Genomic DNA, 23711 nt, shown 5'->3' on the forward strand with positions numbered 1-23711 from the left:
CGGGGGTCGAACCCGTACGGTACTCACGTACCGCAGGATTTTAAGACATGAGTTTTTATTGATATGATATGGAACTAAACTCAATAACCTAGTCATATCAAGGACTTAACCCGTTCTTATATTGTTCTCATTTGGACTGGTTTCTACTGGTTGACCTAGAGTCTGTCCCCAGTTCGTCCCCAGCCCGTCCCCTGCGATTATTTAACAAAACCTTGTATTATAAAAATGAAAGTACCACTTATACTATAACCAGAGTTTTGATCCCATGCACAGAAATTAAAATCTGTGCATGGGTTTTTGTTGTTTCTTGGGTTAGTATCTGGTTAATATCTATTTGGTGTAATTGCTGCCGTACTTACTTTGCTCTCATTAATTTGCATATCTAATAAAATCCTAAATGTAATCTATCAATTACTTGATACATGTTAAAATATCTTTGGTTACAGAGAAACGCAAAACCCCACCAGTATAATCACTGATGAGGCATATTTTTACAATCGTATCGGTTGGGTGTCTTATGTCTATATTGAGCTAACGTTTCCCGTTAGCGCAACGACTTACTCTGTTGGATTTCGTGTTCCTCAACATAAAGCGGTATCAGAGAAGGCGGATCGTACCTTATCGTGGCCTTTAAACGACAAAATGGTGCCGATAGCCATAGCCCCATAGCCGCAACGAAATAATGAGCCTAATCCGACAATGCCCGCATGATGTTGGATTTCGCCTCTGCCGCAATTGCTTCATTCCCGTCATCGACCGCTTGCATTAAGATCAGTATGGGGATGTATACCGCGATTAGCCGCGCCAGCAGCTTCGTTTCCTCGTCCGCTCCTCCGTACGTTTCGAAAAACACGCCGCGAGCGTAAGGTGGTAAAAAGCTATAAGCAACGCTCAAATCGCAAGCCGGATGGCCTACGCTCAGATCGCCCCAATCAATGATGCCGGAAACGATCCCGTTCTCATTCACAAGCATATTTTTGAAATGAAGATCGCCATGTAGCAGTGCATTCACCGCCTCGACACGGTCCTTTTGCAGCCTGCTAATATACGCTTCGATCACACCGGACTCCTCCGGCGACAAGTGTTCAACCACCTTCGATAGAAAGCCCTCCAATTTCACTTTGCGCGATGCTATGTCCGTCAAGTTTCGATGATCTTGCTGAACTCCGCACTTCAGCGCCGCCTGCACCGGAAACTCATGCAATCTCCGCAAAAATTTCGCCAGCGTCTCTGCCGATAAAGCCCGGCGTTCTTCCGTCAAACCGATTGGGAAATCTCCTAGCACGTAGGCATAGCCAAGAAATGGTGCCGGGTATTCGTCACTTGCTTCGCCATAAAACAACGGTTTCGGATAGGGGATGGTTATATATGCCTCCAGCTTTGGCAGCAGCTTCCCTTCCATACGAATCGAGCCAACTGCAATCTTTCTTCTTGGAAACCGGAACACGTACTCGTTACCGATGAGAAAAACCGTATTGTCCCAGCCCCAGCCCAGTCGCTTCACTTGCTTCGATGACAGCTGAGGGAATTGTCTGCCGATCAGCGTCCGCACCTGCTCTTCGTTAACCTCCCACTCCGCATCCCATACATTCGTTCCTCCCATGAATTGTCTGCCTCCTCGTTCCTTACGTTATTTAGATGTTTACATTCCCTAAAAGTTACGCATAACTGCCCGTTAGCTTAAATGAAAAAGCAGCCGGTTGTTTGAGCGGCTGCTTACATGTTTTTATTAAATTAACGTTTCCCATTAGCTTAATGATCATTTACTGATTCAGTACACAAGGGGCATTTAATATTCCCTATATATTAGTTATCAAGTATTTTTTCCATTATCGCATTTCCATCATTGTTCTCAACTTCTTTATATTTTAGTTTTTTATATAGATTGTAGGCTGGTTCATTGAAATTAAATACACTAAGTCTGAGTTTTCTAATTCCTTTATCTTTGGCATCCTGCTCTATCAATTTCATAGTTTCAAATCCATATCCCTTATTTCTGTAATTTTGCTTAACCAAAAAATCACAAATGAATCCTGATGTATTCTCTTTTTCATACCAAATAAAACCAATTTTTTCTAAACTATGATTTATCATTACATATAAATAATTATTTTTTGTTGATAAACCCATCGGAAGTAGTTCATTGAATTCTTTTTCAGCACATTTATAAGCATCTTTATCGCTACTCATTTTAGATTTGATTAAATCTTTTGCATAGTCATTAACAGACCACTCTTTAAATTTTTCAAATTCATTTTCTGTCATATTTCGAATCTTTATCATTTATTAACCCCTATTCATTTAAATTTCTCGTTCGTATTTTTTCACAAACACGAGTTGTATAAAAGAAATTCCACTAAATAATCTTTTGCATAAGGCAACAGGATGTTGCGAATGAATTACTTTAAAAGTTTTTTGGGCCGCTCTTTCAGATAATGTCATATTTACGAACTTCGTAAATAATTCCATATGTAGAGTATTCGCGAATTTATTGAGCCATCCTACCCGAATCTAATTAGCTTTTCGTTCATCCTCAATTCCAAACAGTACAACAGATGCTTGCCCCACTGGATTTAACTCTATTTTTCACACTTCTTCTGTAAGGCTATTCCAAGCTATTTAACTTATTGATGACATTCTGAAGTCCCTATTTTGTTGACTTCTTGAAACAGAAAATTTCAAATTACTACTCCTAGTTTTGAGAGAACCCGATCCATTTCATCAAAATGTTCTTTGTCGCTTGAAGCAAAAATCAAATTAAAACTATCGTCATTATTCATCAACGTTATTATGCTGTCATCGTAATTCCCATAAAATTCGATGCCAATCCAATGCCGAAAGGAAATATCTTTGTTTTTAAAATTTTCACGAATAAAATCCAAGTCGGTTTGTTCAATGGAATAAAACGATTCACAGCCGTATTCAAGAGCGAATACGGTTTGCAAATAGGCCATCGCATGAAAAAAATCGGTCAATGCTTCAAATTCCATTTTCCATACCTTTTCATCGTAACTCATATAGACAGGGGGATTGGACCTGGATAAATCGTTCCTATGGATTCCCCAGACACAGGCACGCTGATTCTCGCAATAAAAAATTAAATATTCGCTATGCTTGAAGTATTGGAATTGCTCGGGCTTGATCAAACTATCTTGCGTATGATTCAGCCGCTCGTCTTTACCGAGTTCCAAATAATAATCTATAAATACCTGGGGCAATTCACCAAAATTATTTTTAATGGTTTGTATCTCATCATGACTAAACCCGTTTCGTTTCGTAATATGAAACAGCTTTTTAATCATTGTAAAATCAGTCATCCGCATCACACCTTATCCTTGTATAATTTGCTATCGATTGACTTAAGAATATTCCAAGTCAGTCTCCTTAACCATCAAGGGGGCACTTTATATATTTTACCATATCTTCACTCCACTAATCTGCCCGTTAGCTTAATAAGGAATAAGTGAAAATGTAGTAAAGTACCTGAATGCCCTTGGTGTAAAGATACTTGATGCCATGGTTGCTACTCATCCTGACGCAGATCACATTGGTGGGCTAGATGATGTTCTGAAGGCACTGGATGTGAAGGCAGTGTACGCGCCGAAATTTTCGCATACAACTGAAACTCACAAAGATTTTTTGACCGCTATGAAGAATGAGGGACGTACCATCAAAGTAGTGACTAAAGGCGTTATTATTAGTTTAATGGATGAGTTATTTGAGGAATAATAGTTATGCCCCGGTGAAAGCTTCCAGGGCATTTTTATGTAGTCACCTGAATCACATCGTCAATCTTAATCCAATCATAGTCATCATCCGTTTGGAGTTTGATCCGTCGTAGCTGCCTGTCTATGGCCATCACAACTCCCCGAAGCTTAATATTTTGAACTGGTTCAAACTGAGTTATTGTTATCTGCTCTCAATATCGTTTTGAATATGCCAACACTTGATCAATCAATTCCCACTCCTGCGCGTCAAGCATCGGCTTTTTACGATCTCTCCACTGCTGCCCTCGCTCATCACTGAGAATCCGAGTCTTATGCTCCGGTAGCATCATCCTACTGCAATCCCAAATACTCTCCAGTTTCTTAACCATGGTGTCTGTCCTCCTAGTAATCTGTCCGGTAATCTATATGGCCACCGTCCAAGCCCCATGCAACTGATGCTGATCGATCCTCTATTCGCTCCCATCCCTCAACGACAACTGCACTCTCTGATGGTTTCCCAAACTCCCACAGAATATAGTTATCCTCTACCAATTCCTGCAACCCGGCTCGGATCTTTTCTAGTGTCCGGCCACTCTTTGTCTCCAGTACCTCAAGTGTAGGTATATATCCGTGATGCACCGAGCAATGCCGCAAGGTCATCAGCAGCTTACGGGCCGTGTCGCTAAGCATAGCGTTTTTCTGATATAGCCTGCCAAGCGAGGATATTGGACGTAAGGAATACGCGGGGCGCTCCTGTATTCTTGCAGGTGGCCCGGACCGTTTCGAATACCATTGATCTCAATTTTACGCTGAGAAATCTTGCCGACTTTATCTAAGTAAACAATTTCAACGGTTTGACCAATCTGCATTTGCATGTTGAGAACCCCCAAAAAATAAGAACGTTTGTTTGTATTATAAACGAACATTCGTTTCATAAGCAACAAGAAAACGACCACTAAAATTCCTGCATATGTATTTTTAAAGAATATATTCATTTTATCCCATATATAAGAAATATTGTTTAGACTTGATTATATTTATTGTCATATTCTTATTAAGCCGACACTAAAGGTTACCAATTTATATTCTTTATCAGCCCAGTAATCTCAAATTAGGCTGGTATCCCTACCTACGTTTATTAACCTCGTCGAGACGTTACATGGGTTAACTAATCTTTCAGAAAGAAACTTTAAGTCACCCAGAAAAAAAGGAGAACTGATAATCAAGATCAATAAATAGTTTTATATCAAAAAAATTTTATATAGAAAAGAATTTTTATACAAAATAACAGACAATTAATCTACATTACATTCTGATGACTGTAAACCAAACCTAAAGCAAGGATAGTGACTAGTTGCAACATTCTATTACATATATGAAAGAGGTTATGAAATGAAAAAGAAGCTTTCATTGATTTTCTTGACTATGTTCATCATCATTTTAGCTCTACCTTTGTCTTCTGCCTTAGCTATTCCTGGAACGGGTGCGATTTTAGATAATCACGGTTATTCGTTAAATGTTGGAAGCGATGAAAATACAGTGGATCATTATACTACCCTTGCCTCTGATGGTGATTTAACTTCTGGAGTTACATTGGGTGCTTCTGGTACTACAACTGATACTTTATGGATGGAGTTAAATGCAATAACTCAAATTAATAGTGTGAAGATTTATCATAATGCTACAGTAGCCAGTGACCTTAATAGTAAATACTTTAAAGATAACCTTTATATTCGCTCTAATAACATCGGGCACATCGGTAACGGTTCATATGATTTACAAATCGATGAAAATATGAATAAAATAGCAATTGTCAACAACTCAAAAAATCCTATTACGATTTACGAGGTAGACTTTTTCACAAATGCAACTTCTGCTCCTATAGTAGTTCAACCAACGCCAACGCCAACATCTTCACCATCACCAACGGCTACTCCAGTGCCTACAAGTACTCCTAGCCCAACTGCTACACCAACACCAACAGTGACGCCTAAACCTACAGCAACTCCAGAGCAGCCATCAGGGGATCGAGCTATTCTTACCATCACTCTGGTGAATGGGACAGAAAAAGAATACGACCTACCAATTGCAGAAGTAGATGCATTCTTGAAATGGTATGACTCCCGTGATGCCGGTAGAGGACCTGGATTATATGCTATTGATAAACACTCAAATAACAAAGGGCCTTTCAGCAAACGTAAAGACTATGTTGTATTCGATAAAATACTTACATTTGAGGTAAGTGAATACACAATTGAATAAATAAAAACGCCCCGCTGACCAATTAAGGTTGACGGGGTGTTTTTATCTCTGCTCTAAATTCAAATCGCGTTCGAATGAAATGGGCACCAGCAATCTTAATTGAGTCTGGTGTATACCCCTCTACAATTCCACCATAATCCATAAGATGACCTATTGGATCTGGTTCCAGCCTAAAACGATACGGATACCTTTGATTGGGCTAAGGCTGCTGTCAAAAATTCCGCATCACTCTCTAAGACTTTATATGTAGCGCTCAAGTAATCACTCCAACTTATTAAATTGAATATTCAATACTACCTTCTGGATCATTTAAAACTCGATAAACAAATATTTTCATGGTAATCAGCTCTTTCTTTTCAATCGTTTTAAACACTTTTGAATCCTCTGTTAGTACTGAATCTCCAATCAAGAACAAATCCTTCTCAATTTGATGATATACGAACCACCTCTTAGCATCTCCATCTTGCAATATGTAATAATATTCTCCAGAGTATGATCTCAATTTTTTTAGAATGAGTTTCCATACTCTCTTTAATACAACCAAGTTAAATGAGCTAACTGGCGTAAGTACTAAAAGAAATGCTAGAAATATAGCAAATAATTCAGCATTATTTTCATAATCTACATCCCCTATAATTACTGATGACACAAGAATGTTTGGGAACATGCAAAACGAGGTAATTGCAAATATTGCTAGAATAATCAGTGTACTATTGATACGTCCATCCCTAGACTTGAATAGAATTTCAATTATTCCTTTTTTGAAGTTTACAGAAATAAATAAGATTAATAGGCTCAACATTGCAATTCCAAAAAATACAAACGTTACTATATTTAAAGATTGGATGGTCACATCAATAAAAAAATTAGTATAAACTTCGTACAACAAAAAAGATAATCCACTTGATATCATGGTAGTTATAAACGCATGAAAAATAAAAGTTAACACATTTACTGAAATACGCATTTCCTTTGTATATAATAATTTTTCAACATTCGTTGAAGACAGGGTTGTTATTGGTTGTAACTTTTTAATTTGAGTAACTAAAGTTCCTATAAAAATTATAACACTTCCCCATCCTAACGTTTTAAATAAAGGAAATTCGGCAATCTGATTCCACAAACTACTCCCACTCCAATCAATAACTTAATTGGAATTCAGTATATATGATTTGGAACATTATGTATATGTACTCTATATCACTGATAAGGAAATATTTCCTGAACGTAAAAAGACACCCTGCATAGCTTATCTGCAGGGTGTCTATGTAATTAAAATCAAAATATATTCTTAAATTACTTCTTCTATTAAATGTGCTTCTCGTTCAATTTTATGGCATAAATTCTTCATTCTACTTTGATCGTCTAAATCCACTCCAAAAACCCTGTCTTTATCATTAAAGTAATTAATTATATTCATAGTCTCATTCTTTTCACCATGAAGTGATGATTTTCTATACATTAGATAAACCTTAGCATCATCTTTTACATTTTCGATCAAGAACTGAGTTTTAGTAAACCATTCAGTATTTTTAGATGCATTCTTTATGTCAGGAGTCACTTGCATATAGTTCCAAACACCATTTTTAAAACCAAAATCAACATTGATTTTAACCGGCAACTCTGGGATTGGATATAAACCTATGTCTTGTTTTACTTTTGTATTCATGAAATGATTATCCTCAAATATTTTCCTGACTATGCTTTTTATATTCTGCTCTTTATCACCAATTGGATAATATTTTTCACCAACATATGAATTAAATAATGCTTTAAACAAACCTGAAATATCACTACTCAATGAAAATGTTGGTTCAGAAAGGTTCATTTTTTTATTTTTAAAGAATTTCCGTAATTCTAGTAAGTAATTTGTAGAGTGAGGTGAGCCTATCTCTAATCCCCCAACAGAACCATCTAATGATTTCGGGCTTTCCTTAAGGTAATAATCTAAAATTTCTTTGAACGACTTATATGTTAACTCCTCAGCCTTAGAACTTATTATCGATCTAACTTTAGGGGAGGACTCATCCAAAAGAAAGTAATGTAAAATATTATCACCAACAGCTGAGTGGACTATCACACCCACGTTAATTATCTCCCCCGATAACTCATCAGGAGAATAACGGACTATACTGTACCAGCAAGCCTGTCTTTCCATTGAAGTTGCCCTCCTCTAAAGTTTGTAAAAGCATTAGCATTCGCCATGGATTGAATAACAAACCTCATCAACTCTTTCTGATTCATCAGAAAATGTTTATAAAGACCTATTTGATTGTTTTTATCAACAAACCAGGCGTCAGGAACATTACCTAGCCACTCATCTAAATGGCTCTCCTGTATAGATTCAATCTTTAATACGACTTGCTGAAACGAATGAAAATCAATTTGATCTAAGTTGCAGTTAACTTCTATCGCCTTAAAGACTTCTCCCAATCCGTTCATTTGTCCTGCTGCTGCCGGAAAATATTTAAGATATCCAAGATATGAATCTAAGCTTTCTTGCGAAACAAAGGTATTCTTCAGTCTAGACATCTTATTAACATCCCATACAGCCCCATAGAATGCATGACCGTGGTCAATACAGAACATCTTACGACCTTCTGGAATATTGGCTACTAATAAATTTCCGGTATTGTTATATCTATCCACATTAGAGATAAGAAGATCTAGTGCTATAATCTTTGGTGCATCTTCTGGATTGCATATATTGGAAAAATATCTATTCCAACTTCGATTTATATATGGCTTCCCCATTTGCCGGAGAATTCCGTAGTTCTCAAGAAGATTCTCTTCTTTGTCGAGAACTTCTTTTGAGGCGAAGAATTCCCCTTCACTAAATCTATGTACGAATCTAAGCGAAGGGCCATTGTCAAGTAAAACTTGATTAACATCTGCTATCGCTGACTTTGGTACTGGGACATCTAAAAACAAAGCAATCTGGTATGCTAAAATCTCATTGAGGAATGTACAGTTCAGATCAACGCTTTTTCCATCAATCATAGTCTTTTGATTTTTTAAAATATATCGTTCATTTTCGTCACTTAGAACTAACGCTGGTTGACTCACGCCTTCACCAAGATATTTTAAAAAGGCGCTGACTTGGATTTTATCTACCACCAAGACCCCTCCGGAAACTCAGATGGTAAACATTCTATGACATATTACAAAAATATACAATCATTTTATGAGAGAGTTGCTAAAATAATAGCACATTTTCTAGAATTGTGTCGAAGTTGACTAATATTTTAGAGCAATCCATAAACTGATCTTTCACTAGATAAACAGAAAAACACCAGTCGAATCCAGTGAAAAAAAATGACTCCACCAAAGTCTGGCAGAGTCAAGATCTATATTATAAGGGGGTTATGTGATTACTATAATCTTCTTAGCTTAGGACTCCATGAAGACATGATAAATGTTTGCTTAATGTTCTAGTCACCAACAAGATCTAGTGGGCACAATACAAAGCGTTTGAGAATTTAGATAAAGCATGAACAAAGGATAATGACCAGCAAGATATAAAGAACCAGAATCGCACCAGTGGATGTGAATCCAACATGGTGATGGCCAACGCCACCAACTCCTCCAACATTTCCACCCATCAGTTTTTCCTCCTTCATAAATGAATTCAACATAAAGTATGTTGTAATTCAGCCTTTTGCTTGGGCATGCATGAACGAGAAAGAGACGAGAAAAAGCCTACCTGTCGAAGCTGACAGGCTTAACCCCAAGCGTATGGGATTTTACTTTAAGGTGATATTTACCGACTTTGTTACAGCATTATACTTCACCACAGTACCTAATGCCTCAGCCACGGCCCTCACTGGAGCCTGAACAGTACCAGCATCCAATACTCCATCAGCTACCTTTTTTCCGTTTACATTAACTGTCACTTTATTTTCCTTGTTCACTACGACACTCTCCTTTTTCTTTAAGCTTACATACTGAGCGATGCCAGTCACATGACCGTCTACAATCGCTTGGATAACCGCGTCTTTTTTGAGTTTGGCAGCGTCAGTTGCAACATCCAAAAACAAATTCTCCGTCAGTACTGCCGGCATCTTGCTTTCTCGTACCATGTGCAAATTATCTGCCTTCTGCCCCCGATTGATCACTCCAACCGCAACCCTATTGAGCGTGTCCATAATCTCCTTGTGTAGGACGTTTTGAAGTGCTGCTGATGCGGCTGATGCTTTTGTATATCTAAAGGTTTCAAAGCCACCAGAGCCGCCACCAGCATTACAGTGCATGGACACCAGAATGTCAGCACCAGCTTTGTTTGCAAGACTTGTGCGCTCCGCAAGTTCCAAAAAAACATCAGTGCTTCTAGATAGCAATACCTGCACTCCATCATAATTAGCTTCAAGACGCTTTTTAATCTCCAATGCCACTGACAGTACGATGTCTTTCTCCTTCAACCCGTTTGCGACAGCTCCCGGGTCCTTACCACCATGACCTGCATCAATCCATACCTTCTTCATTACTCTTCATCTCCGTTTCTACTTGCAGCCCTTTTTACCTTTTTATCTAGCTCGCTACCTACCCACTTGAGCACTACATCTAAAACCGGCAATGGAAGTGAATCGCCCCACCCTGCCCGAATTGAATTAGCAGTCATACTCTGTAACACGTGATACAACGTACCTATTGCTAATGCACCAAATATCGCTCCAGGTAAGCCAAAAACCATATCTAGCAAATGTCCTCCCGCTGGAAGTAAGAGCATAAAGAATGTACGAAACACACCATCAATTCCGTATTTGCTTGCATATGTGTTATCCTTTTTGGCGGCTCGAATACCAGATAACCAATCCATGATAATAAAAAACAAAAGTGCGACCATGATGGTTACGACAGCGTCCGCCTCCCCGTATAAAAAATCAAATGTTGGAATAAGCACAGCGCCTACTGTTGACGCAGCAATTTGAGATTTAGTCATTACAATTCGCCCCCTTTCTATTGTTTTTCCGAATTTACTGCTGGTTCTAATTTTGAATTTTCTGTTGGTTGCAATGTACCTAACATTTCACCGACTCTATGATCAACTTGTTGCAAAATCTCAAGTTGTCGCCCGGGGTAAAATTCTAATACTGTTATAATCGCTTCAATCAACTCTTCAGCTGGTCTCGTTAGATCAAGTGCTAATTCAAGTTTTTTTATAATTACCAACTCTGTTCCTCCTTCCGGACAAAAGTAAAAGCCCCTCCAAAATATTGGAGAGGCTTTCTTATGAATTTAGCTTATCACTAGAGATGTTCGTAATCACTGCGGATTTGATGACCACCATTACCGCCAGAGCATGAGGAAACAGTGAAATAATGTCGAATTCTGGTAATGGTAAGGAGGGTAGTTTATAATGCCAAAGAATGAGGAAGAAAAGCAATGGATCTCATTAAAGGGATCTGTTGATAAGGTATCGGCAAGAATTTTCCCTAAAACATCCGGCGACATCAAAAGAACTTCATCTCAGGATGTCACCAAGAGCGATACGAAAGGAGAACAATAACGTGAGTAATAAACAAGCAGCTAATAGTCAGCCTCAGAACCCTTCCTCGGGTGCTGATACAAGGTCAGTTGATAAAAATTCAGCTCGAATTATTGTGCCGAAGAAGTGACTTCTGAATCCTTAATTTGAGCATCTTCAATCTGCTTTGAATCAAATATTTTTACATAAGTGCCCGACTTTGTGTCATAAAAAATCTTGTCTACTGAGATATCATGTCTTTTTACAAGATCAGTAAAGAAATCAACATCATCCAGATTCAAATGGCGTTCCGGTTCAAATGTCCGGGACGCTTTGTTTATGCATCCAATAATAGTTATTCCCGCTTTATCAAGTCTTCCAATCTCTACTACTTGAGCATCATTATTCGTAAATACTTCATCCCACACAGAAGGATTTTTAGATAGGCTTGCTGCCCCTCGCCAATTTCTGATTTTATTAATCAATTTTGCTTGGATAGGATGTAGCCACTTTGCCCAAATGACACTAATTACAAAACTCACGATAGCACTTAAAATTAGAAATACAAGCAAGAAGGTCAAACTACTTGATTTATCCTTCAATTGTTGAATTGACCAAATAACCTCAGTGTTGCTAATCACTTTGGAAATAGAGACTATACCATTATATAGCAATAAGGTCGCAAACGATGCTGGCAGCCATAATAGGGCAGAAATTGCGGTGAATTCACCAGGTGAATGTTTCACGACAGGGTTTATTCCAAAAGACTGAAGCCAAAAGTACATAAGAAATCCAGGCAGAATAAAAACAATAGTTCCTAGTAGATTATCCATCTAAATAAACACCTCGCTTTATTATTCGTTGAAAAAAAATCAATACCTTCTCCTAAGCCAGTCTAAATGGAAGTCTCGTTTTTTAAAATGATAATGTCTGCATTCGTTGTGATATCGAATCCAATACATATGCCACCATTTTCGGAATCGCGACACCATTGCAAAACACCTCCTACAACAAGATAAAGGCCCCTCCTTAGGAGAGCCCTTCTTAGTTATATCTTAATGGAGTTTAGTTGCTCTTATACTACGGTATTAGAGCACGGATATTGGGGAATGAGCAGGAAATATAAGTGTATCGGAGAAAAAATAAGTAAGACTCAAAGGAGGAATAGTAGTGATCGCTTATCATATTGATAGATTAAATAAATTGAAACCCGGAATGACAATTAAACTGGAGAATATAAACGTTAACCCTACTGTTTTAAAAGATATTATTGATCAAAGATATCCTGAAGGGCTTTCTGCGCATGGAGAAAAATACTATGCCCAACAAGCAAACAGAGATACATTACAAGATATTCTTACAGAGAACATATATGAGTATGAAAGGAAACTGTACTACCCTCATAAACCGTCACGTTTACAATCATTTTTTGCTTCCGAAACAATGGATGAGGCAATGTTATGGGTCTCTAAAATCGGACTTGTGAATTATACAATATGGGAAGTTGAGTTTGATGATGATCAGTTTGTTAAACTAGATGCGTCATGGCTAGGAGTCGATAAAGATAACTTATCATTTTTAGTGGCTGCGCACTTTGCGGGGAAATATTGGAGGGGTGAAAGTAATTCAATGCCTGAATGGGAGTTGTTAGTAAAAGCTCCTATAAAAATTCTTTCTGCTGTGAAGTCATCATAAACAGATTGATAATATAAAGCCTCTCCTCCAAGGAAAGGCTTTATATTTTCGGGCAGTTAATTAGGCTTTCAGTTTCCTTGAAGTTTTTTTATCTCTGCATTTGCTTGATCAATTAGTTTTTGCTGTTCTGCGATGTATGCCTTACTTTTTTCAATCCGCTGTTCAAGACTAGAAATTACCAAAGCGCTTTCTGGAGTCCCATTGTCAGATGCCTTGGCAGCGACTAGATTCGCTTCCGAAGTAGCCAACTCACCTTTCGATGTTATTTCTATATTGCTTTCAAGAGTTGAAATTTTTGCTTTTAATGTACTGATTTTCACACTTTTCTCTTCAGAAATATTTTCAGAAGATTCCGATGACATAATAATCTTTTTCCCTTCTACCTTGAGATTTACTCCAGAAGCTTCTGCCACAGCGCGAACTGGAGCATATGCTGATCCATTAATAACAACAGCATCAGCGATTTTTGTACCGTCTTTCTCTACAGAGAACAACCCTTGGACTTTTTGGCCGAGTAAGCCACTCGCTGCAAAAGTTGGCACTGCTCCGAATAGCAACGCACCGACGATAACCCCAGATATAAATTTTTTCACCATGATCACTCTCCCTGGTAAATATTTCATATATCTATTATCGCCATAATGAGATAAAAGTTCCAATCTTATTTAGGAATATTAGCTTGAGCAAGTAATGCACCTGTAGCACTCCACAACTTAAGATTGCGAGTTGTAGGATCAAAAGTCATATTTGATGCAGCAGAGTTCAAACTTGCCTTAGTATTAAGAATTGTATCTAGATCTTGTACACTTGATATCTGAAGTCCGTATACATTGGCACTTAAAAAATCAACTGAACCAGCAAAGAATACCCGATCTCCAAATGAAAGAATTTGAAGTGGTCCCTGAGCATATAGAAATGAAAGATATTCTTCAGCATACATTCCTGCTCTCTCTATTCCACTTTGCGACCAAAAACCAATACCTGAATATTTGTGTAAACCATCGTTTGAGATCGTTACACGCTTAACTCCATTGGAGTCATAAGATCTTAATCCTCCTGAACTCATCTCTACTCTTTCTCCGATCGCACTCGTTCTTAGAAGAGCACCTGTAATAATCCCCCCAACGATTTCCCCACCAGCATAAATTGTCCCTTCAAAACTTCCACCTTTAGCATTTATGGTTCCTTGGAATGTTCCATCAGCTGCATAAACACTACCAGAGGAATTAACTACAAATTTGCCATTACCTACATTGATGGATGATCCCACAATAGCCCCACCAGAAAAGTTAGAATTCGCTATTGAGGCATAGTTTGCTGTTAATTTATTAGCTACCAAGTTACCAGCCATATCTACTCGAAAGGGCGCTTCATTGAAGTTTGCGTGTCCTGCTGCTATACCATTAGTATTAATTTGAGTGACGGCATTTCCGCTTCCAATCAACATTGATACAAAGCTACCAAACTGTCCAATCACAGTTTCAGCTAAGACACCGCCTGCCGTTACAGCAGAACGCACAGTCTGCCATCCATCCGTTGAGATGCCCAATCCCGCCGATGTAAGGCGGACTTGACGTAATGGATTTGTTTTTTCTCTTGCTAATATCCCACCATCAACTTCTTTCCAATCCACTACCTTATTCTTTTTAATTTTTGTAACTCTAACCATATTAAAAAACTCCCTCCAGAGCTTGTGATTAGACAAGCACTGAAAAGGAGTGTTATCACCCTGAGTCCTGTGTGTTTGAATGTGATTCCCAGATATACAGAACCTTAGCTTTTGATGGAAGCTTTACTCAAGAAAAACAAAAAAACCTTGATTTCTCAAGGTTTTCACTGTGATGCCGAGGACGGGGGTCGAACCCGTACGGTACTCACGTACCGCAGGATTTTAAGTCCTGTGCGTCTGCCTGTTCCGCCACCCCGGCATATTATGTGTTGAAGCTTCATACGTTGTTCACATATAACGCGACAAGAAATATAATATCATGAATATCGATAACGCGCAATCCTTTTTCGAAAAAAAATTATTTACAATAAAAATAACCCGTTCAGCCTAAACCGACACGGGTTATTATAGACGTGGATTATCTACGCTCGTCACTTCTGCTTCTCATTCCGGCAAGACCCAAAAGTCCAAGCAGACCGAGCCAGCCCCAGTTAGATCCTTTGTTAGTCGCAGCATTCGTTGTTGTACTAGTTGCACGGTATTTGCCGGTCTGTGTAGTGTTGGTTGCCGGGTTAACAGTGCTGTTGGTTCTGTAGGTATTGCGGGTGTCATTGTAGTTATTGGTGTTGTAGTTGTTAGGTCTGTAATTATCATCGATGCGGATCTTATCTTTCATAATGCTCTCATGCTGATTCATTGTTCCCGTGGTGCCATTCATTAGATTGCCTTCCGTATTCATCATCCGAGTGTGTTCCGCAGTGCCATCCATTCCGGTATTCGCGGCTGGGATACCGCCCAATGCTGCTGATCCAACGGCATTTGATGCATAGCTAGCTCCCATTAGACTCATTGACAGTACAGTACCGCATGCAAGGCTTGTTATCAGCTTGTTCACAGTGTTATGCCTCCCTTTAAGGTTAGTTATCACTGATAATTTCCCCTTGGACGGCACTGTCTATGCATGATGATTTTACTCTTTTACTACATTAACTGTCTTGGTCACAGCATCATAAGTAACCTTTGCTCCAAGCGCCTCAGCCAGCGCACGTATGGGCACATAGGTTATTCCGGTATCGAGAACGCCATCGGTAAGCTTGCGGCCGTTTAGGTTAATGGTCACTGTAACGTCTTTGTTCACCTGATCATCCCCTCCGGTAATCTTTTTTAAAGCCTCTTTGGCTTGGTCCGTCGTTGGACGTTTACCTGCCCGAAGTTGATCTATAGTTAAACCGAAAGTCATCTGCAGATGTGAATAGTCTTTAAAAGAAGTCCAGTCCCCGCCCCATTCTAATCCAAGCCGCTTAGCCTCCTGTACAACCTCTTGCCAATCCGCAGTCTTATCTTTATCACCATCACGTTTGATGTCCCAAGAAAGGCTAGTGCCATTCGGCAGCAAAATCGCAAAATCAAACGCAAGGCCATAATTATGATAGCTGGTACCGCCTTTAGCATTGGTAACTATCGGTCCCGGCTTACTTCTACCCTGCGCATACAAAGCATTTTGTTCAGCAATGGTCCGTAGACCCTGAGTAATAACGATAGGGACTCCTCTCGCATGGCTTTGCTGAATCAAAGCATTTGCACCTGCCGCCAAGACAGGGTGAAGCCCGACCAGACGCGCCGCGGATTTTTCCCTCAATTGCTCCAAAGTCAGCATAGAATCACCCCTTTGGTATATTCAATGATGCCCCTGCCCTATTTGCCTGTACCCCTGTCCCCCTTAGGATGATTTCCACAAAAAAGGACAAAATATTTAACGAAAGGTGGGAGACATATGGATATTCATAGCGATAGCTATAAAGTTGCAGCCCTTAGTGAACAGGAAGAAGCACTGGAAATTATTCGGAATGCTGAAGCTTCCATTGCACATCTGACCGGTAACCCTACCGTTACCTTAATCGCTTATGAGAAAAGCGAAGGCAACGGTTCTCAGCATTAAACGATGTAGACCTCGACAATATCATCCACAGCGATCCACTTCCATTCCTCCGCCCACTGCAGCTTAAACTCACGCGAGTGGGTGTGAATGGAAGTCACAAAGCCACTTAACATCGTATTTTCAAAAGGTTCAAACAGAACAACTGTCACTCGTACATGACTCCGCAACGACAAAGCCAGTGTACATTCGATTTCCTCCAGCTTTTGCTCATCCAGAATAGGCTTGATGCGGCGCAGCGTCTCCCGTTCATCTCTTATAATTCTTGTCTTATGCTCCGGCAGCATCATGCGGCTGCTTTCCCACAGCCCGTTTTTTTCCAGCTTTTTGCCCATGGTAACCCCTCCCTTATAATATATCTATTCTTCTGAATACGAACGTATGTTTGTATTATATCCGCATCTTCGCATATTAATCAATAATCAGGAAAAAGATACCTTTTTGAAGGAACGCTTTTTATCCAAAAGATGCATATCAATGTATATCCATGTAAGCGCAGCAAAAAGACGCTGACAGATAAACTGTGCAGCGCCTGATTTGATTTATTCTTGAACAACATCTCCAGATACTGAGGTAGCTTCACCTTCGGAATCTATAAGTCCAGTTGCTTCTCTTGCCTCATTAAGCTTGGAGATACCGAACAACATCGCTATATCAGCCTTTTGATTCAATTCATTAAATTGCTCAGCCGTAACATTTGCGGAATCTGCGCCCTGAGAAGCCTCTTTTTTTAAAGAATAAGCACTTTCAAAGGAAATTTTAGACTCTTCAAGCAACTTACGAATGTCTTCAGGCAAGCTGGAGGAAATTTTTACTTTCTCGGCTTGATTCGATAAATCAGTTGCGGTACTCTGGAATTGCTTAATTTTCTTCTCCAACTGCTTGTCCGTGAGTTCTCCTGCTGAATAACCAGCAATGGCTTCGTTGAACTCCTCTAAAGAAGATTTTCCCGACTCTTCAAGTTTAGACATTTCATTGTAGAAGTTTTGCACAGTCTCCTGCACTTCTTCTTCCGTGGCAGGTGCCGATGAAGTTGAATTATTGCTGCAGGCGCTAAGGATGACAGTCATCATCAGCATTACTATTAGTAAAGCTTTTTTCATTATTTATCCCTCCACTTAACAGGATAATGTCGGTTTGTGTAAAGCGCAAATGAAATATATGTAAAATGACTGTTATGTTATAATTATTTTAATTGTGATCAGAAAAGGAGGGTATTTATGCCTTATTGCACCACCTGCGGAGCGGAATACAAGCAGGGCGCTAAATTTTGTGGAGAATGTGGAACCAGCCTTAACGGTACCGCTCCAGTGACCGCCCATCGACCAGCAGAAGATAATCATGTCAATCAAGAAGTTGTGCTCTGGAAAGGCAAACCTGCCGGCATCTCAGATCGACTTAAAGGAATTATAGCTCTTAACACAACTTCATATACCATTACAAGTCAGCGCATTATGTTAAAGACCGGACTTATCGGTAAAAATGTTGAAGAAATCGAATTGCTGCGCGTACGCGATTTATCCGTGAAACAGTCAATAATGGACCGGATGCTTGGCATCGGGTCATTAACTGTATTTTCTGATGATGCCTCAGCGCCTCAGCTTCTTTTTCGAAAAATCCATGATGCCCAAACCGTCAAAGATGTTCTGCGCAAAGCCGTTCGTGACGAGAAGATCGCCAACAACATTAGCTACCGCGAACAAATTTAAGACGCTCATACGTAAAAAGGCCCCGGAAAACCGGGGCTTTTTGCTTGCGCTTGTACACTTGAAGTACTCTTTTTTAAGGAAGATAAAATGCCCCCGCTGGGATAACCCCCTTGATCTGGCTAGGACTCTCCCACTGCAAAACAACCCGGGCGTCGCCCGCATTCTCATAATACTCCACCTTTATTTCATACGGCTTACCTGCTATCAGACTTATGCTTCCTTTTCGTTCCTGGCCGCTCTGATTTACCCAACTATCAATGACTAGCCCGCCATCAATCCATACCCGTATCCCATCATCAGAGTAGGAATAAATGGTATAAATCTCGCTAAAAGCAGCCGTCAGCTTCCCACTCCACCGCACAGAAAACGCATCTACACGAATGGCAGGATCAGGCGAACCTTGTCTCCATGAAAAGTTAATATTGGCATCCGTACGCAAAAGTGCAGGTGTGCCGCTAAGCGTCATGTTATTGTAGTATTGCCCACAGAGTCCACTCTCCAGCACACTATCCCCGATAGCAGCGAAAGCGGCGGCCTCAGCAGCATACTCCTCTCGTGTGAATACCATTTTGTCGTTCATAAAAGCTTTTATAACAGCATCGGTGTTCTTCTCATAGAGGAGTTTCCCCCAGGTCAGCTGATAAGACCATTTGGGCTGCGTTTTGGACAACAGTTCAGCAGACGGAAGCTCTCCATTCTCACCAATCGCAATCAGCTTGCCACGACCCAGATCCCATAAATTATCATAATGGCTAATCTTGAAATCCGCGTCATAAATGTCGAGCGCCAGCACATCTACCTTATCACTGCCCGGATAGTATTCTGCCGGCTCATCACACCACTGATTTTTTGCATTTGGACTCCAAACCCACAATAAATTATGCAGCTTATGATAATTGGTAAAACGATCGAACATAAGGTTCCACAATGCAGCGTAATTGCTCTTTTGCCCCCACCAAAACCATCCACCATTCATTTCATGATACGGCCGCCAAAGTACAGGAATCCCTGCGTCATTAAGCTTTTTCAGCGACAGGGCTATCTTATCCAGATCAGCTAACAGCGCATTATACTGGGTGGTACCTGAGGTTATATATTTATCAAAATCAGCATTGCTTAGGCTCGTATTTACATTCCCCCAAGTTGGCGCTGTCCCCGGTAATGCAGCGTGATAACACATCGTTACGATCCCGCCGGCTCTAGACCAGCGTATCGCACTGTTGACGACCCAATTCCGCTGATTGTCAATTAGAGCCTGGGACTGATTATTGATTGCGCCCAGCTCGTAGCCATGAAGCGCAGCATATTGCCCACTGGTATTTTTAAGCTTCTCCATAAGCTCGTCTGCACTTTCCAAATAATCATGTTGGCCGCTTATCACACCCTTTCCCTGCAAGTAATAGAGGGTATTCAGCAATAGCTGAGCCGAGGACGACAGTCCCGAATCCGCCGGAGCCATTTGTAATCTGCGAAAAGCCATCTGCCACTGCACATCGCCCACGAACCTTGATGCTGAATCAACCATCTGACGAATAATCCGCTGCTCCATCTATTCTCACCATCCTTTTAAATCTTTTTAAGTTATAGTATGGGGACAATAGTGACATGAACTCAGCGAATGGACATGAAGTTGTAAAATAAGTTGGGACGATATAAGGAACTGCTGAATAATTTCACGGCTCAACAAAAAAAGGAGCTCAGCGGCTCCTCATTACTTTTTTTCTTATCTCGTGTACCTTAAAGGCAATAGCTCAGTGATTTCATATTTAGCTAATCGGTCATCCTCCGATACAATTATCTTGCAGTCTATTCCGTAATCCGCAATTAACTCTCGGCACATGCCGCAGGGAGAGACTACTTTAATCTCTTTTTCCTCGCTGTCTGGATCAGAATGCCTTACCGCAACAATCGTATCAAATTCCTTATAACCTTCGGATATCGCTTTGCCAATCACCATCGCTTCTGCACAGACTGTAATCCTCCCCATGCTGGCTTCCACATGTACCGCTGTAAAAATCTCTCCTGTTTTAGTACGAAGCGCTGCACCCACATGATGACGCCCCCATTCATAACGTCTGGTAATTATATCTTCGGCAGCCGTAATAAGCGTCTGATCCTCAATGGTAATTATGTACTCCATATCCAGTTACGTCCTCCTTTATTTTACCTAATTATATTAAATCGCACTGAATTATGATATAAGATATACTATTTTAAGTGCCAAAAAAGGAGGAGCAGAATTGAAAGTGAAAAAATGGATCTCCAGTCTCATCATTGTTGCATTACTTGCTTTGGCTAGTTACTGGTTTGAACAAAACGGAGAGCCTACAGACCCCTCGTCTCCATCCAATTCGAGTGTTGTTCAGCTAACCTTCCCATCAGACCGCTATCCTGAGACCGCCAAGCATATTCAGGATGCCATTGCGAAAGGTGAATCCGCCACATGTACGATTAACCGAGAGCAGGCTGAAGAGAACCGCAAAGAGTCCTTAAAAGGGATCCCTACTAAAAAGGGATATGACCGGGATGAATGGCCAATGGCTATGTGTGAGGAAGGCGGCGTTGGTGCCGACATTGAATACATAACGCCAAGCGATAACCGCGGGGCAGGAAGCTGGGTTGGCAATCAGCTGGAGGATTATGCAGACGGAACCCGGGTAGAATTTATGTTTAAATAACGATCTGTCTGACCATCCCCAGGCAACAGAATAGCCCCACCTGGCATTCGCCAGACGGGGCTACACTTCACATCAGCTAACTTAGAATAAGCAAGCTTTAGTGATGATAACCAGCAAGATGAAAAGTACCAGGATTGCTCCTGTAGAAGTCCAAGGACTACACACCGGACCTACTGATGCTGGACTTACTACCGGACCTACGTTACAACCACAACCATGTTCCATACCCATTTTCAATTCCTCCTAATGATTAATGACTACAGCACAAGATATGTAAAAAGGAGATAAGCCGTTTGGGCGAATTGGCAAACAAATGCCAATCACCTAATGAATTGAAGGCGGACAGTCGATAAACAGGATATACACAAAGGAGGTGCAATATGGATATAGCTGCATTATCAATGGCAATGAGCCAAGCATCCTTAGCTCAAAATGTTGGGATACAGGTCATGAATATTGCCAAGAATCAGGCTGAAACCCAGAGCCAAACTATGGTGGAAATGCTGGGCAAAAGCGTTGCTCCGAATTTGGGAAAAACACTTGATATTAGTGTGTAATTGCTTTATGCTAAGGGTACATGAGAACTAACGTTCCTATGTATCCTTAGACTTTTTTTACTCTACATAGCCCTTCGGGCTTTTCTTTTGCGCATTTATGCGAACATACGATCCCATTAGTGATTTATTAGTGATTTTAAACGAGGTGAATAAGTTGGAGAACATGAAATCATATTATCAAATGACTGTGCTTGAGAAATGGACGGAGGATCTATACAAGCGATTAAATCTTCATCAGCCTTCGCAAATTTCAATATCGTATATTGCAGAGCGGCTTAATATCTGGGTTCATTATTTGGATGTGAGAAGCAAGAGCATTGAAGCGTCTGCAGGAATGTACAGCCTGTTTATCGACAACCGCCTTCCAGCCAATCTTCAACGGCTAGAGTTTCTTCATGAACTGTGTCATCTACTTCGCCATGGCAGCGATAATCAGACCTTGATGCCAGAGCATTTCACGCGGGCACAGGAGGACGAATCAGAGCGTTTTATCTTGTATGCGGCGACGCCTTACTCCATGATCTCCCGCATGACATTGCCTGAGCAACGGGAAGACGCCATCTCCTATCTTGCAGCAGAATTCCAAGTACCTGCCGAGCTGGCCTTACAGCGGATTGATCAGATCCAAAGACGTGTGTTCCAAGGGCAATTATTGGCCGTGATGGGAAGAAACGAAGAACGACTGACACATATTCGCAACGGATCACGGAGATAATAAACTTAGTTGCAGTAGTTCTCTGCATATTCATTTATGGTGGAATTTCTCGTGAGGGGGAACGACATGGAAGCCATTAAAGTAATTGAATTATTACTGACTCATCCGGATTATAATGTAGATGCAGTACACCCCGAAATCCCGGATTTTGTGGGCATTGAGACGATTGAGGTGGATCACGAAACGGGGACCTTCTCCATTTTATTGCAAGAACCCAAAGAAGACTAAAAGAGAATCATTATTCTTCATAAGTTAAAAGGCAGCAAATATAGTATGTCCCGGCAATTCTTCGTTCGCCTACGCCTGGATTACTATCGGTATTTGCTGCCTTTTTGTATTACACAACCCCAAATTAAAAACCATAAGATTTTCATCCCCGGCAGCCTCGGACTTGCCTGGTTTTCCAGCACCTTAATTCGCTGCTCCAGCTCCAGTATTTTCTCTTCTTCCTGCGTCATATTCTTACCTCCTTTCTTATTTGTACATTTACAAGATATCTATGAATGACATAATAGTCTCTGTATATTATCTTATACTATATACAAATTATCTATATGGAGGGAATTAATGAAGAAAAATACAAAATTAATCTTCATCGTTCTAATCCTGTTAATCTGTGGAATAACATCCTTAGCCCTCCACTCCTTCCGAAATCATATGAACAGAGAAGTCATTCATTATCTAATAGAGACAAGAAATTATAAGAAGGAAGATTTTTATAAAGTATACACCCAGATTGCCAAAGCTCCCCTCGTAAGTACCACGGTGATTTTTGCAGACGAACCCTACGCAAGATACTTTTATCGAAAAGAAAATGGAAGGATCTATCAATACAGCAGGGCTCCTGTTAAAGGTAATGATCCTAGCTATACATATAAACATATCGAAGAGGATCTCCAGTGAAGGAGTCACTCTATTAAAAAGACGCGTTTGTCCAGCAGTCAGCACTTGGTGCTTGGGCAAATGCGTTTTTTTTGATCTCCTCTGTTCTAAATAAGTAACCATCGTTTGCGTAGACAATATTGGCGTGGTGCTTAGCAGCTATCGGACACAGTTGAGCTTATGCGTAGCATAACCCTCCATTTAGAAGTGTAACGGACCCCATCGCCTTTATTGGCATGAGAAACACCTTACAAGGCCCACTTTTTAAGGAATAGCGTCACTGGGGTCCGCGAACTTGCTCAAAAGTCTATTTATATGCAAATAACGACTTCTGAGTCCATAACCCTCTGGCGATAATTTATGAATAGGCATCCTCTACTCTCAAACACAAAGAAATTTTCTCAGGAACAAAATGTGACCTAATGCCGTCCTAAATG

Annotated in this window: 33 protein-coding genes, 1 tRNA gene and 1 pseudogene; 11 read left to right on the plus strand and 24 right to left on the minus strand. The window is 40.3% G+C overall.

The genetic code is table 11. The features are described 5' to 3' along the window. Positions 1-688: 688 nt before the first annotated feature. From NYE35_RS23475 to NYE35_RS23485, 3 genes are all read right to left on the minus strand, one after another. Positions 689-1603, minus strand: a complete 915-nt coding sequence (locus NYE35_RS23475) for a phosphotransferase (protein WP_341122134.1) — start codon at positions 1601-1603, stop codon at positions 689-691. Between the two features lie 203 nt (positions 1604-1806). Beyond that, positions 1807-2283 carry a GNAT family N-acetyltransferase gene (locus tag NYE35_RS23480; RefSeq protein WP_038572782.1) on the minus strand — a complete coding sequence of 159 codons (477 nt, stop codon included), beginning with the start codon at positions 2281-2283 and terminating at the stop codon, positions 1807-1809. 395 nt (positions 2284-2678) lie between these two features. Next, complete coding sequence (locus tag NYE35_RS23485; protein ID WP_341122135.1) at positions 2679-3317, minus strand: hypothetical protein; 639 nt, start codon at positions 3315-3317, stop codon at positions 2679-2681. Between the two features lie 148 nt (positions 3318-3465). Here NYE35_RS23485 and NYE35_RS23490 point away from each other — a divergent pair. After that, a pseudogene (locus tag NYE35_RS23490) lies at positions 3466-3705 on the plus strand (MBL fold metallo-hydrolase); the annotation flags it as partial. A 214-nt stretch (positions 3706-3919) separates the two neighbouring features. Here the strand turns inward: NYE35_RS23490 and NYE35_RS23500 are convergent. After that, the gene (locus tag NYE35_RS23500) at positions 3920-4096 is read right to left on the minus strand and encodes a YolD-like family protein (RefSeq protein WP_141240374.1); all 177 of its coding nucleotides are present in this window, start codon (positions 4094-4096) and stop codon (positions 3920-3922) included. Between the two features lie 13 nt (positions 4097-4109). Further along, on the minus strand, positions 4110-4397 hold the full coding sequence (locus NYE35_RS23505; protein ID WP_341122137.1) for a helix-turn-helix domain-containing protein: 288 nt from the start codon (positions 4395-4397) through the stop codon (positions 4110-4112). 702 nt (positions 4398-5099) lie between these two features. On the opposite strand from NYE35_RS23505, the gene NYE35_RS23510 reads away from it, so the two are divergent. Continuing rightward, complete coding sequence (locus tag NYE35_RS23510) at positions 5100-5969, plus strand: hypothetical protein (RefSeq protein ID WP_341122138.1); 870 nt, start codon at positions 5100-5102, stop codon at positions 5967-5969. 274 nt (positions 5970-6243) lie between these two features. Here NYE35_RS23510 and NYE35_RS23515 read toward each other — a convergent pair whose 3' ends face one another. The 7 genes from NYE35_RS23515 to NYE35_RS23545 form a co-directional block, all read right to left on the minus strand. Continuing rightward, on the minus strand, positions 6244-7092 hold the full coding sequence (locus tag NYE35_RS23515) for a hypothetical protein (RefSeq protein ID WP_076275165.1): 849 nt from the start codon (positions 7090-7092) through the stop codon (positions 6244-6246). 168 nt (positions 7093-7260) lie between these two features. Beyond that, complete coding sequence (locus NYE35_RS23520; protein WP_341122139.1) at positions 7261-8127, minus strand: DUF3037 domain-containing protein; 867 nt, start codon at positions 8125-8127, stop codon at positions 7261-7263. Continuing rightward, positions 8097-9086: a hypothetical protein gene (locus NYE35_RS23525; RefSeq protein ID WP_076275167.1), complete on the minus strand. Its 990-nt coding sequence runs from the start codon at positions 9084-9086 to the stop codon at positions 8097-8099. Before NYE35_RS23525 ends, NYE35_RS23520 begins: the two co-directional genes overlap by 31 nt. A gap of 362 nt (positions 9087-9448) precedes the next feature. Next, positions 9449-9571, minus strand: a complete 123-nt coding sequence (locus NYE35_RS23530) for a sporulation protein YjcZ (RefSeq protein ID WP_218640949.1) — start codon at positions 9569-9571, stop codon at positions 9449-9451. 141 nt (positions 9572-9712) lie between these two features. Continuing rightward, complete coding sequence (locus NYE35_RS23535) at positions 9713-10450, minus strand: N-acetylmuramoyl-L-alanine amidase (RefSeq protein WP_341122140.1); 738 nt, start codon at positions 10448-10450, stop codon at positions 9713-9715. Further along, on the minus strand, positions 10450-10908 hold the full coding sequence (locus tag NYE35_RS23540; protein WP_341122141.1) for a phage holin family protein: 459 nt from the start codon (positions 10906-10908) through the stop codon (positions 10450-10452). Before NYE35_RS23540 ends, NYE35_RS23535 begins: the two co-directional genes overlap by 1 nt. A 17-nt stretch (positions 10909-10925) precedes the next feature. Next, a complete protein-coding gene (locus tag NYE35_RS23545) occupies positions 10926-11138 on the minus strand; it encodes a hypothetical protein (protein WP_076275644.1) in 213 nt (70 codons plus the stop codon). Between the two features lie 187 nt (positions 11139-11325). Between NYE35_RS23545 and NYE35_RS23550 the strand changes: the two genes are divergently transcribed. Then, positions 11326-11475, plus strand: a complete 150-nt coding sequence (locus tag NYE35_RS23550; protein WP_175623555.1) for a hypothetical protein — start codon at positions 11326-11328, stop codon at positions 11473-11475. A gap of 89 nt (positions 11476-11564) precedes the next feature. Here the strand turns inward: NYE35_RS23550 and NYE35_RS23555 are convergent, their stop codons facing one another. Next, positions 11565-12266, minus strand: a complete 702-nt coding sequence (locus NYE35_RS23555) for a DUF6338 family protein (protein ID WP_076275645.1) — start codon at positions 12264-12266, stop codon at positions 11565-11567. Positions 12267-12603: 337 nt separating this feature from the next. On the opposite strand from NYE35_RS23555, the gene NYE35_RS23560 reads away from it, so the two are divergent. Continuing rightward, entirely contained in the window at positions 12604-13128 is a 525-nt protein-coding gene (locus NYE35_RS23560; RefSeq protein ID WP_076275646.1) for a DUF2441 domain-containing protein, read from the plus strand. 68 nt (positions 13129-13196) lie between these two features. Here NYE35_RS23560 and NYE35_RS23565 read toward each other — a convergent pair whose 3' ends face one another. From NYE35_RS23565 to NYE35_RS23585, 5 genes are all read right to left on the minus strand, one after another. Next, positions 13197-13724: a hypothetical protein gene (locus NYE35_RS23565; RefSeq protein WP_076275647.1), complete on the minus strand. Its 528-nt coding sequence runs from the start codon at positions 13722-13724 to the stop codon at positions 13197-13199. A 65-nt stretch (positions 13725-13789) separates the two neighbouring features. Further along, positions 13790-14797, minus strand: coding sequence for a hypothetical protein (locus tag NYE35_RS23570; RefSeq protein ID WP_076275648.1), 1008 nt, complete (start codon positions 14795-14797; stop codon positions 13790-13792). Positions 14798-14970: 173 nt separating this feature from the next. Then, positions 14971-15056 (minus strand) — tRNA-Leu (locus tag NYE35_RS23575). Positions 15057-15215: 159 nt separating this feature from the next. Beyond that, positions 15216-15692 (minus strand): WGxxGxxG-CTERM domain-containing protein, encoded by a 477-nt coding sequence (locus tag NYE35_RS23580; protein WP_341122144.1) that lies wholly within the window; start codon positions 15690-15692, stop codon positions 15216-15218. A 75-nt stretch (positions 15693-15767) separates the two neighbouring features. Beyond that, complete coding sequence (locus NYE35_RS23585) at positions 15768-16454, minus strand: M15 family metallopeptidase (protein WP_076103797.1); 687 nt, start codon at positions 16452-16454, stop codon at positions 15768-15770. Positions 16455-16571: 117 nt separating this feature from the next. Between NYE35_RS23585 and NYE35_RS23590 the strand changes: the two genes are divergently transcribed. Then, the gene (locus NYE35_RS23590; RefSeq protein WP_169744799.1) at positions 16572-16736 is read left to right on the plus strand and encodes a hypothetical protein; all 165 of its coding nucleotides are present in this window, start codon (positions 16572-16574) and stop codon (positions 16734-16736) included. On the opposite strand, the gene NYE35_RS23595 is transcribed toward NYE35_RS23590, so the two are convergent. Together NYE35_RS23595 and NYE35_RS23600 are read right to left on the minus strand one after the other, a co-directional pair. Further along, a complete protein-coding gene (locus tag NYE35_RS23595) occupies positions 16733-17068 on the minus strand; it encodes a YolD-like family protein (protein ID WP_341122145.1) in 336 nt (111 codons plus the stop codon). The genes NYE35_RS23590 and NYE35_RS23595 overlap by 4 nt on opposite strands. A gap of 207 nt (positions 17069-17275) precedes the next feature. After that, on the minus strand, positions 17276-17836 hold the full coding sequence (locus NYE35_RS23600) for a hypothetical protein (protein ID WP_341122146.1): 561 nt from the start codon (positions 17834-17836) through the stop codon (positions 17276-17278). A gap of 117 nt (positions 17837-17953) precedes the next feature. Here NYE35_RS23600 and NYE35_RS23605 point away from each other — a divergent pair, with 117 nt between their 5' ends. Next, on the plus strand, positions 17954-18442 hold the full coding sequence (locus NYE35_RS23605; protein WP_036683346.1) for a PH domain-containing protein: 489 nt from the start codon (positions 17954-17956) through the stop codon (positions 18440-18442). Positions 18443-18515: 73 nt separating this feature from the next. Here NYE35_RS23605 and NYE35_RS23610 read toward each other — a convergent pair whose 3' ends face one another. Then, positions 18516-19991 (minus strand): glycosyl hydrolase, encoded by a 1476-nt coding sequence (locus NYE35_RS23610; RefSeq protein WP_036683349.1) that lies wholly within the window; start codon positions 19989-19991, stop codon positions 18516-18518. A gap of 174 nt (positions 19992-20165) precedes the next feature. Beyond that, the gene (locus tag NYE35_RS23615) at positions 20166-20582 is read right to left on the minus strand and encodes a cytidine deaminase (protein ID WP_038572821.1); all 417 of its coding nucleotides are present in this window, start codon (positions 20580-20582) and stop codon (positions 20166-20168) included. Positions 20583-20688: 106 nt separating this feature from the next. On the opposite strand from NYE35_RS23615, the gene NYE35_RS23620 reads away from it, so the two are divergent. After that, positions 20689-21120: a NucA/NucB deoxyribonuclease domain-containing protein gene (locus tag NYE35_RS23620; protein ID WP_036683407.1), complete on the plus strand. Its 432-nt coding sequence runs from the start codon at positions 20689-20691 to the stop codon at positions 21118-21120. An 81-nt stretch (positions 21121-21201) separates the two neighbouring features. Here NYE35_RS23620 and NYE35_RS23625 read toward each other — a convergent pair whose 3' ends face one another. Then, complete coding sequence (locus NYE35_RS23625; RefSeq protein WP_155288175.1) at positions 21202-21351, minus strand: hypothetical protein; 150 nt, start codon at positions 21349-21351, stop codon at positions 21202-21204. 149 nt (positions 21352-21500) lie between these two features. Here NYE35_RS23625 and NYE35_RS23630 point away from each other — a divergent pair, with 149 nt between their 5' ends. From NYE35_RS23630 to NYE35_RS23640, 3 genes are all read left to right on the plus strand, one after another. Continuing rightward, positions 21501-21677: a YjfB family protein gene (locus NYE35_RS23630; RefSeq protein ID WP_076098563.1), complete on the plus strand. Its 177-nt coding sequence runs from the start codon at positions 21501-21503 to the stop codon at positions 21675-21677. A gap of 163 nt (positions 21678-21840) precedes the next feature. Next, complete coding sequence (locus NYE35_RS23635; RefSeq protein WP_076142253.1) at positions 21841-22392, plus strand: ImmA/IrrE family metallo-endopeptidase; 552 nt, start codon at positions 21841-21843, stop codon at positions 22390-22392. A 66-nt stretch (positions 22393-22458) separates the two neighbouring features. Then, complete coding sequence (locus NYE35_RS23640) at positions 22459-22620, plus strand: hypothetical protein (RefSeq protein WP_155288176.1); 162 nt, start codon at positions 22459-22461, stop codon at positions 22618-22620. 83 nt (positions 22621-22703) lie between these two features. On the opposite strand, the gene NYE35_RS23645 is transcribed toward NYE35_RS23640, so the two are convergent. Further along, positions 22704-22850 (minus strand): hypothetical protein, encoded by a 147-nt coding sequence (locus NYE35_RS23645; RefSeq protein ID WP_155288177.1) that lies wholly within the window; start codon positions 22848-22850, stop codon positions 22704-22706. 109 nt (positions 22851-22959) lie between these two features. On the opposite strand from NYE35_RS23645, the gene NYE35_RS23650 reads away from it, so the two are divergent. Beyond that, positions 22960-23295, plus strand: a complete 336-nt coding sequence (locus tag NYE35_RS23650) for a hypothetical protein (protein ID WP_036683354.1) — start codon at positions 22960-22962, stop codon at positions 23293-23295. Positions 23296-23711: the final 416 nt, after the last annotated feature.

It is taken from the genome of Paenibacillus sp. FSL L8-0494 (genome assembly GCF_038003695.1).
In the GTDB taxonomy this organism is placed as follows: Bacteria; Bacillota; Bacilli; order Paenibacillales; family Paenibacillaceae; genus Paenibacillus_AQ; species Paenibacillus_AQ odorifer.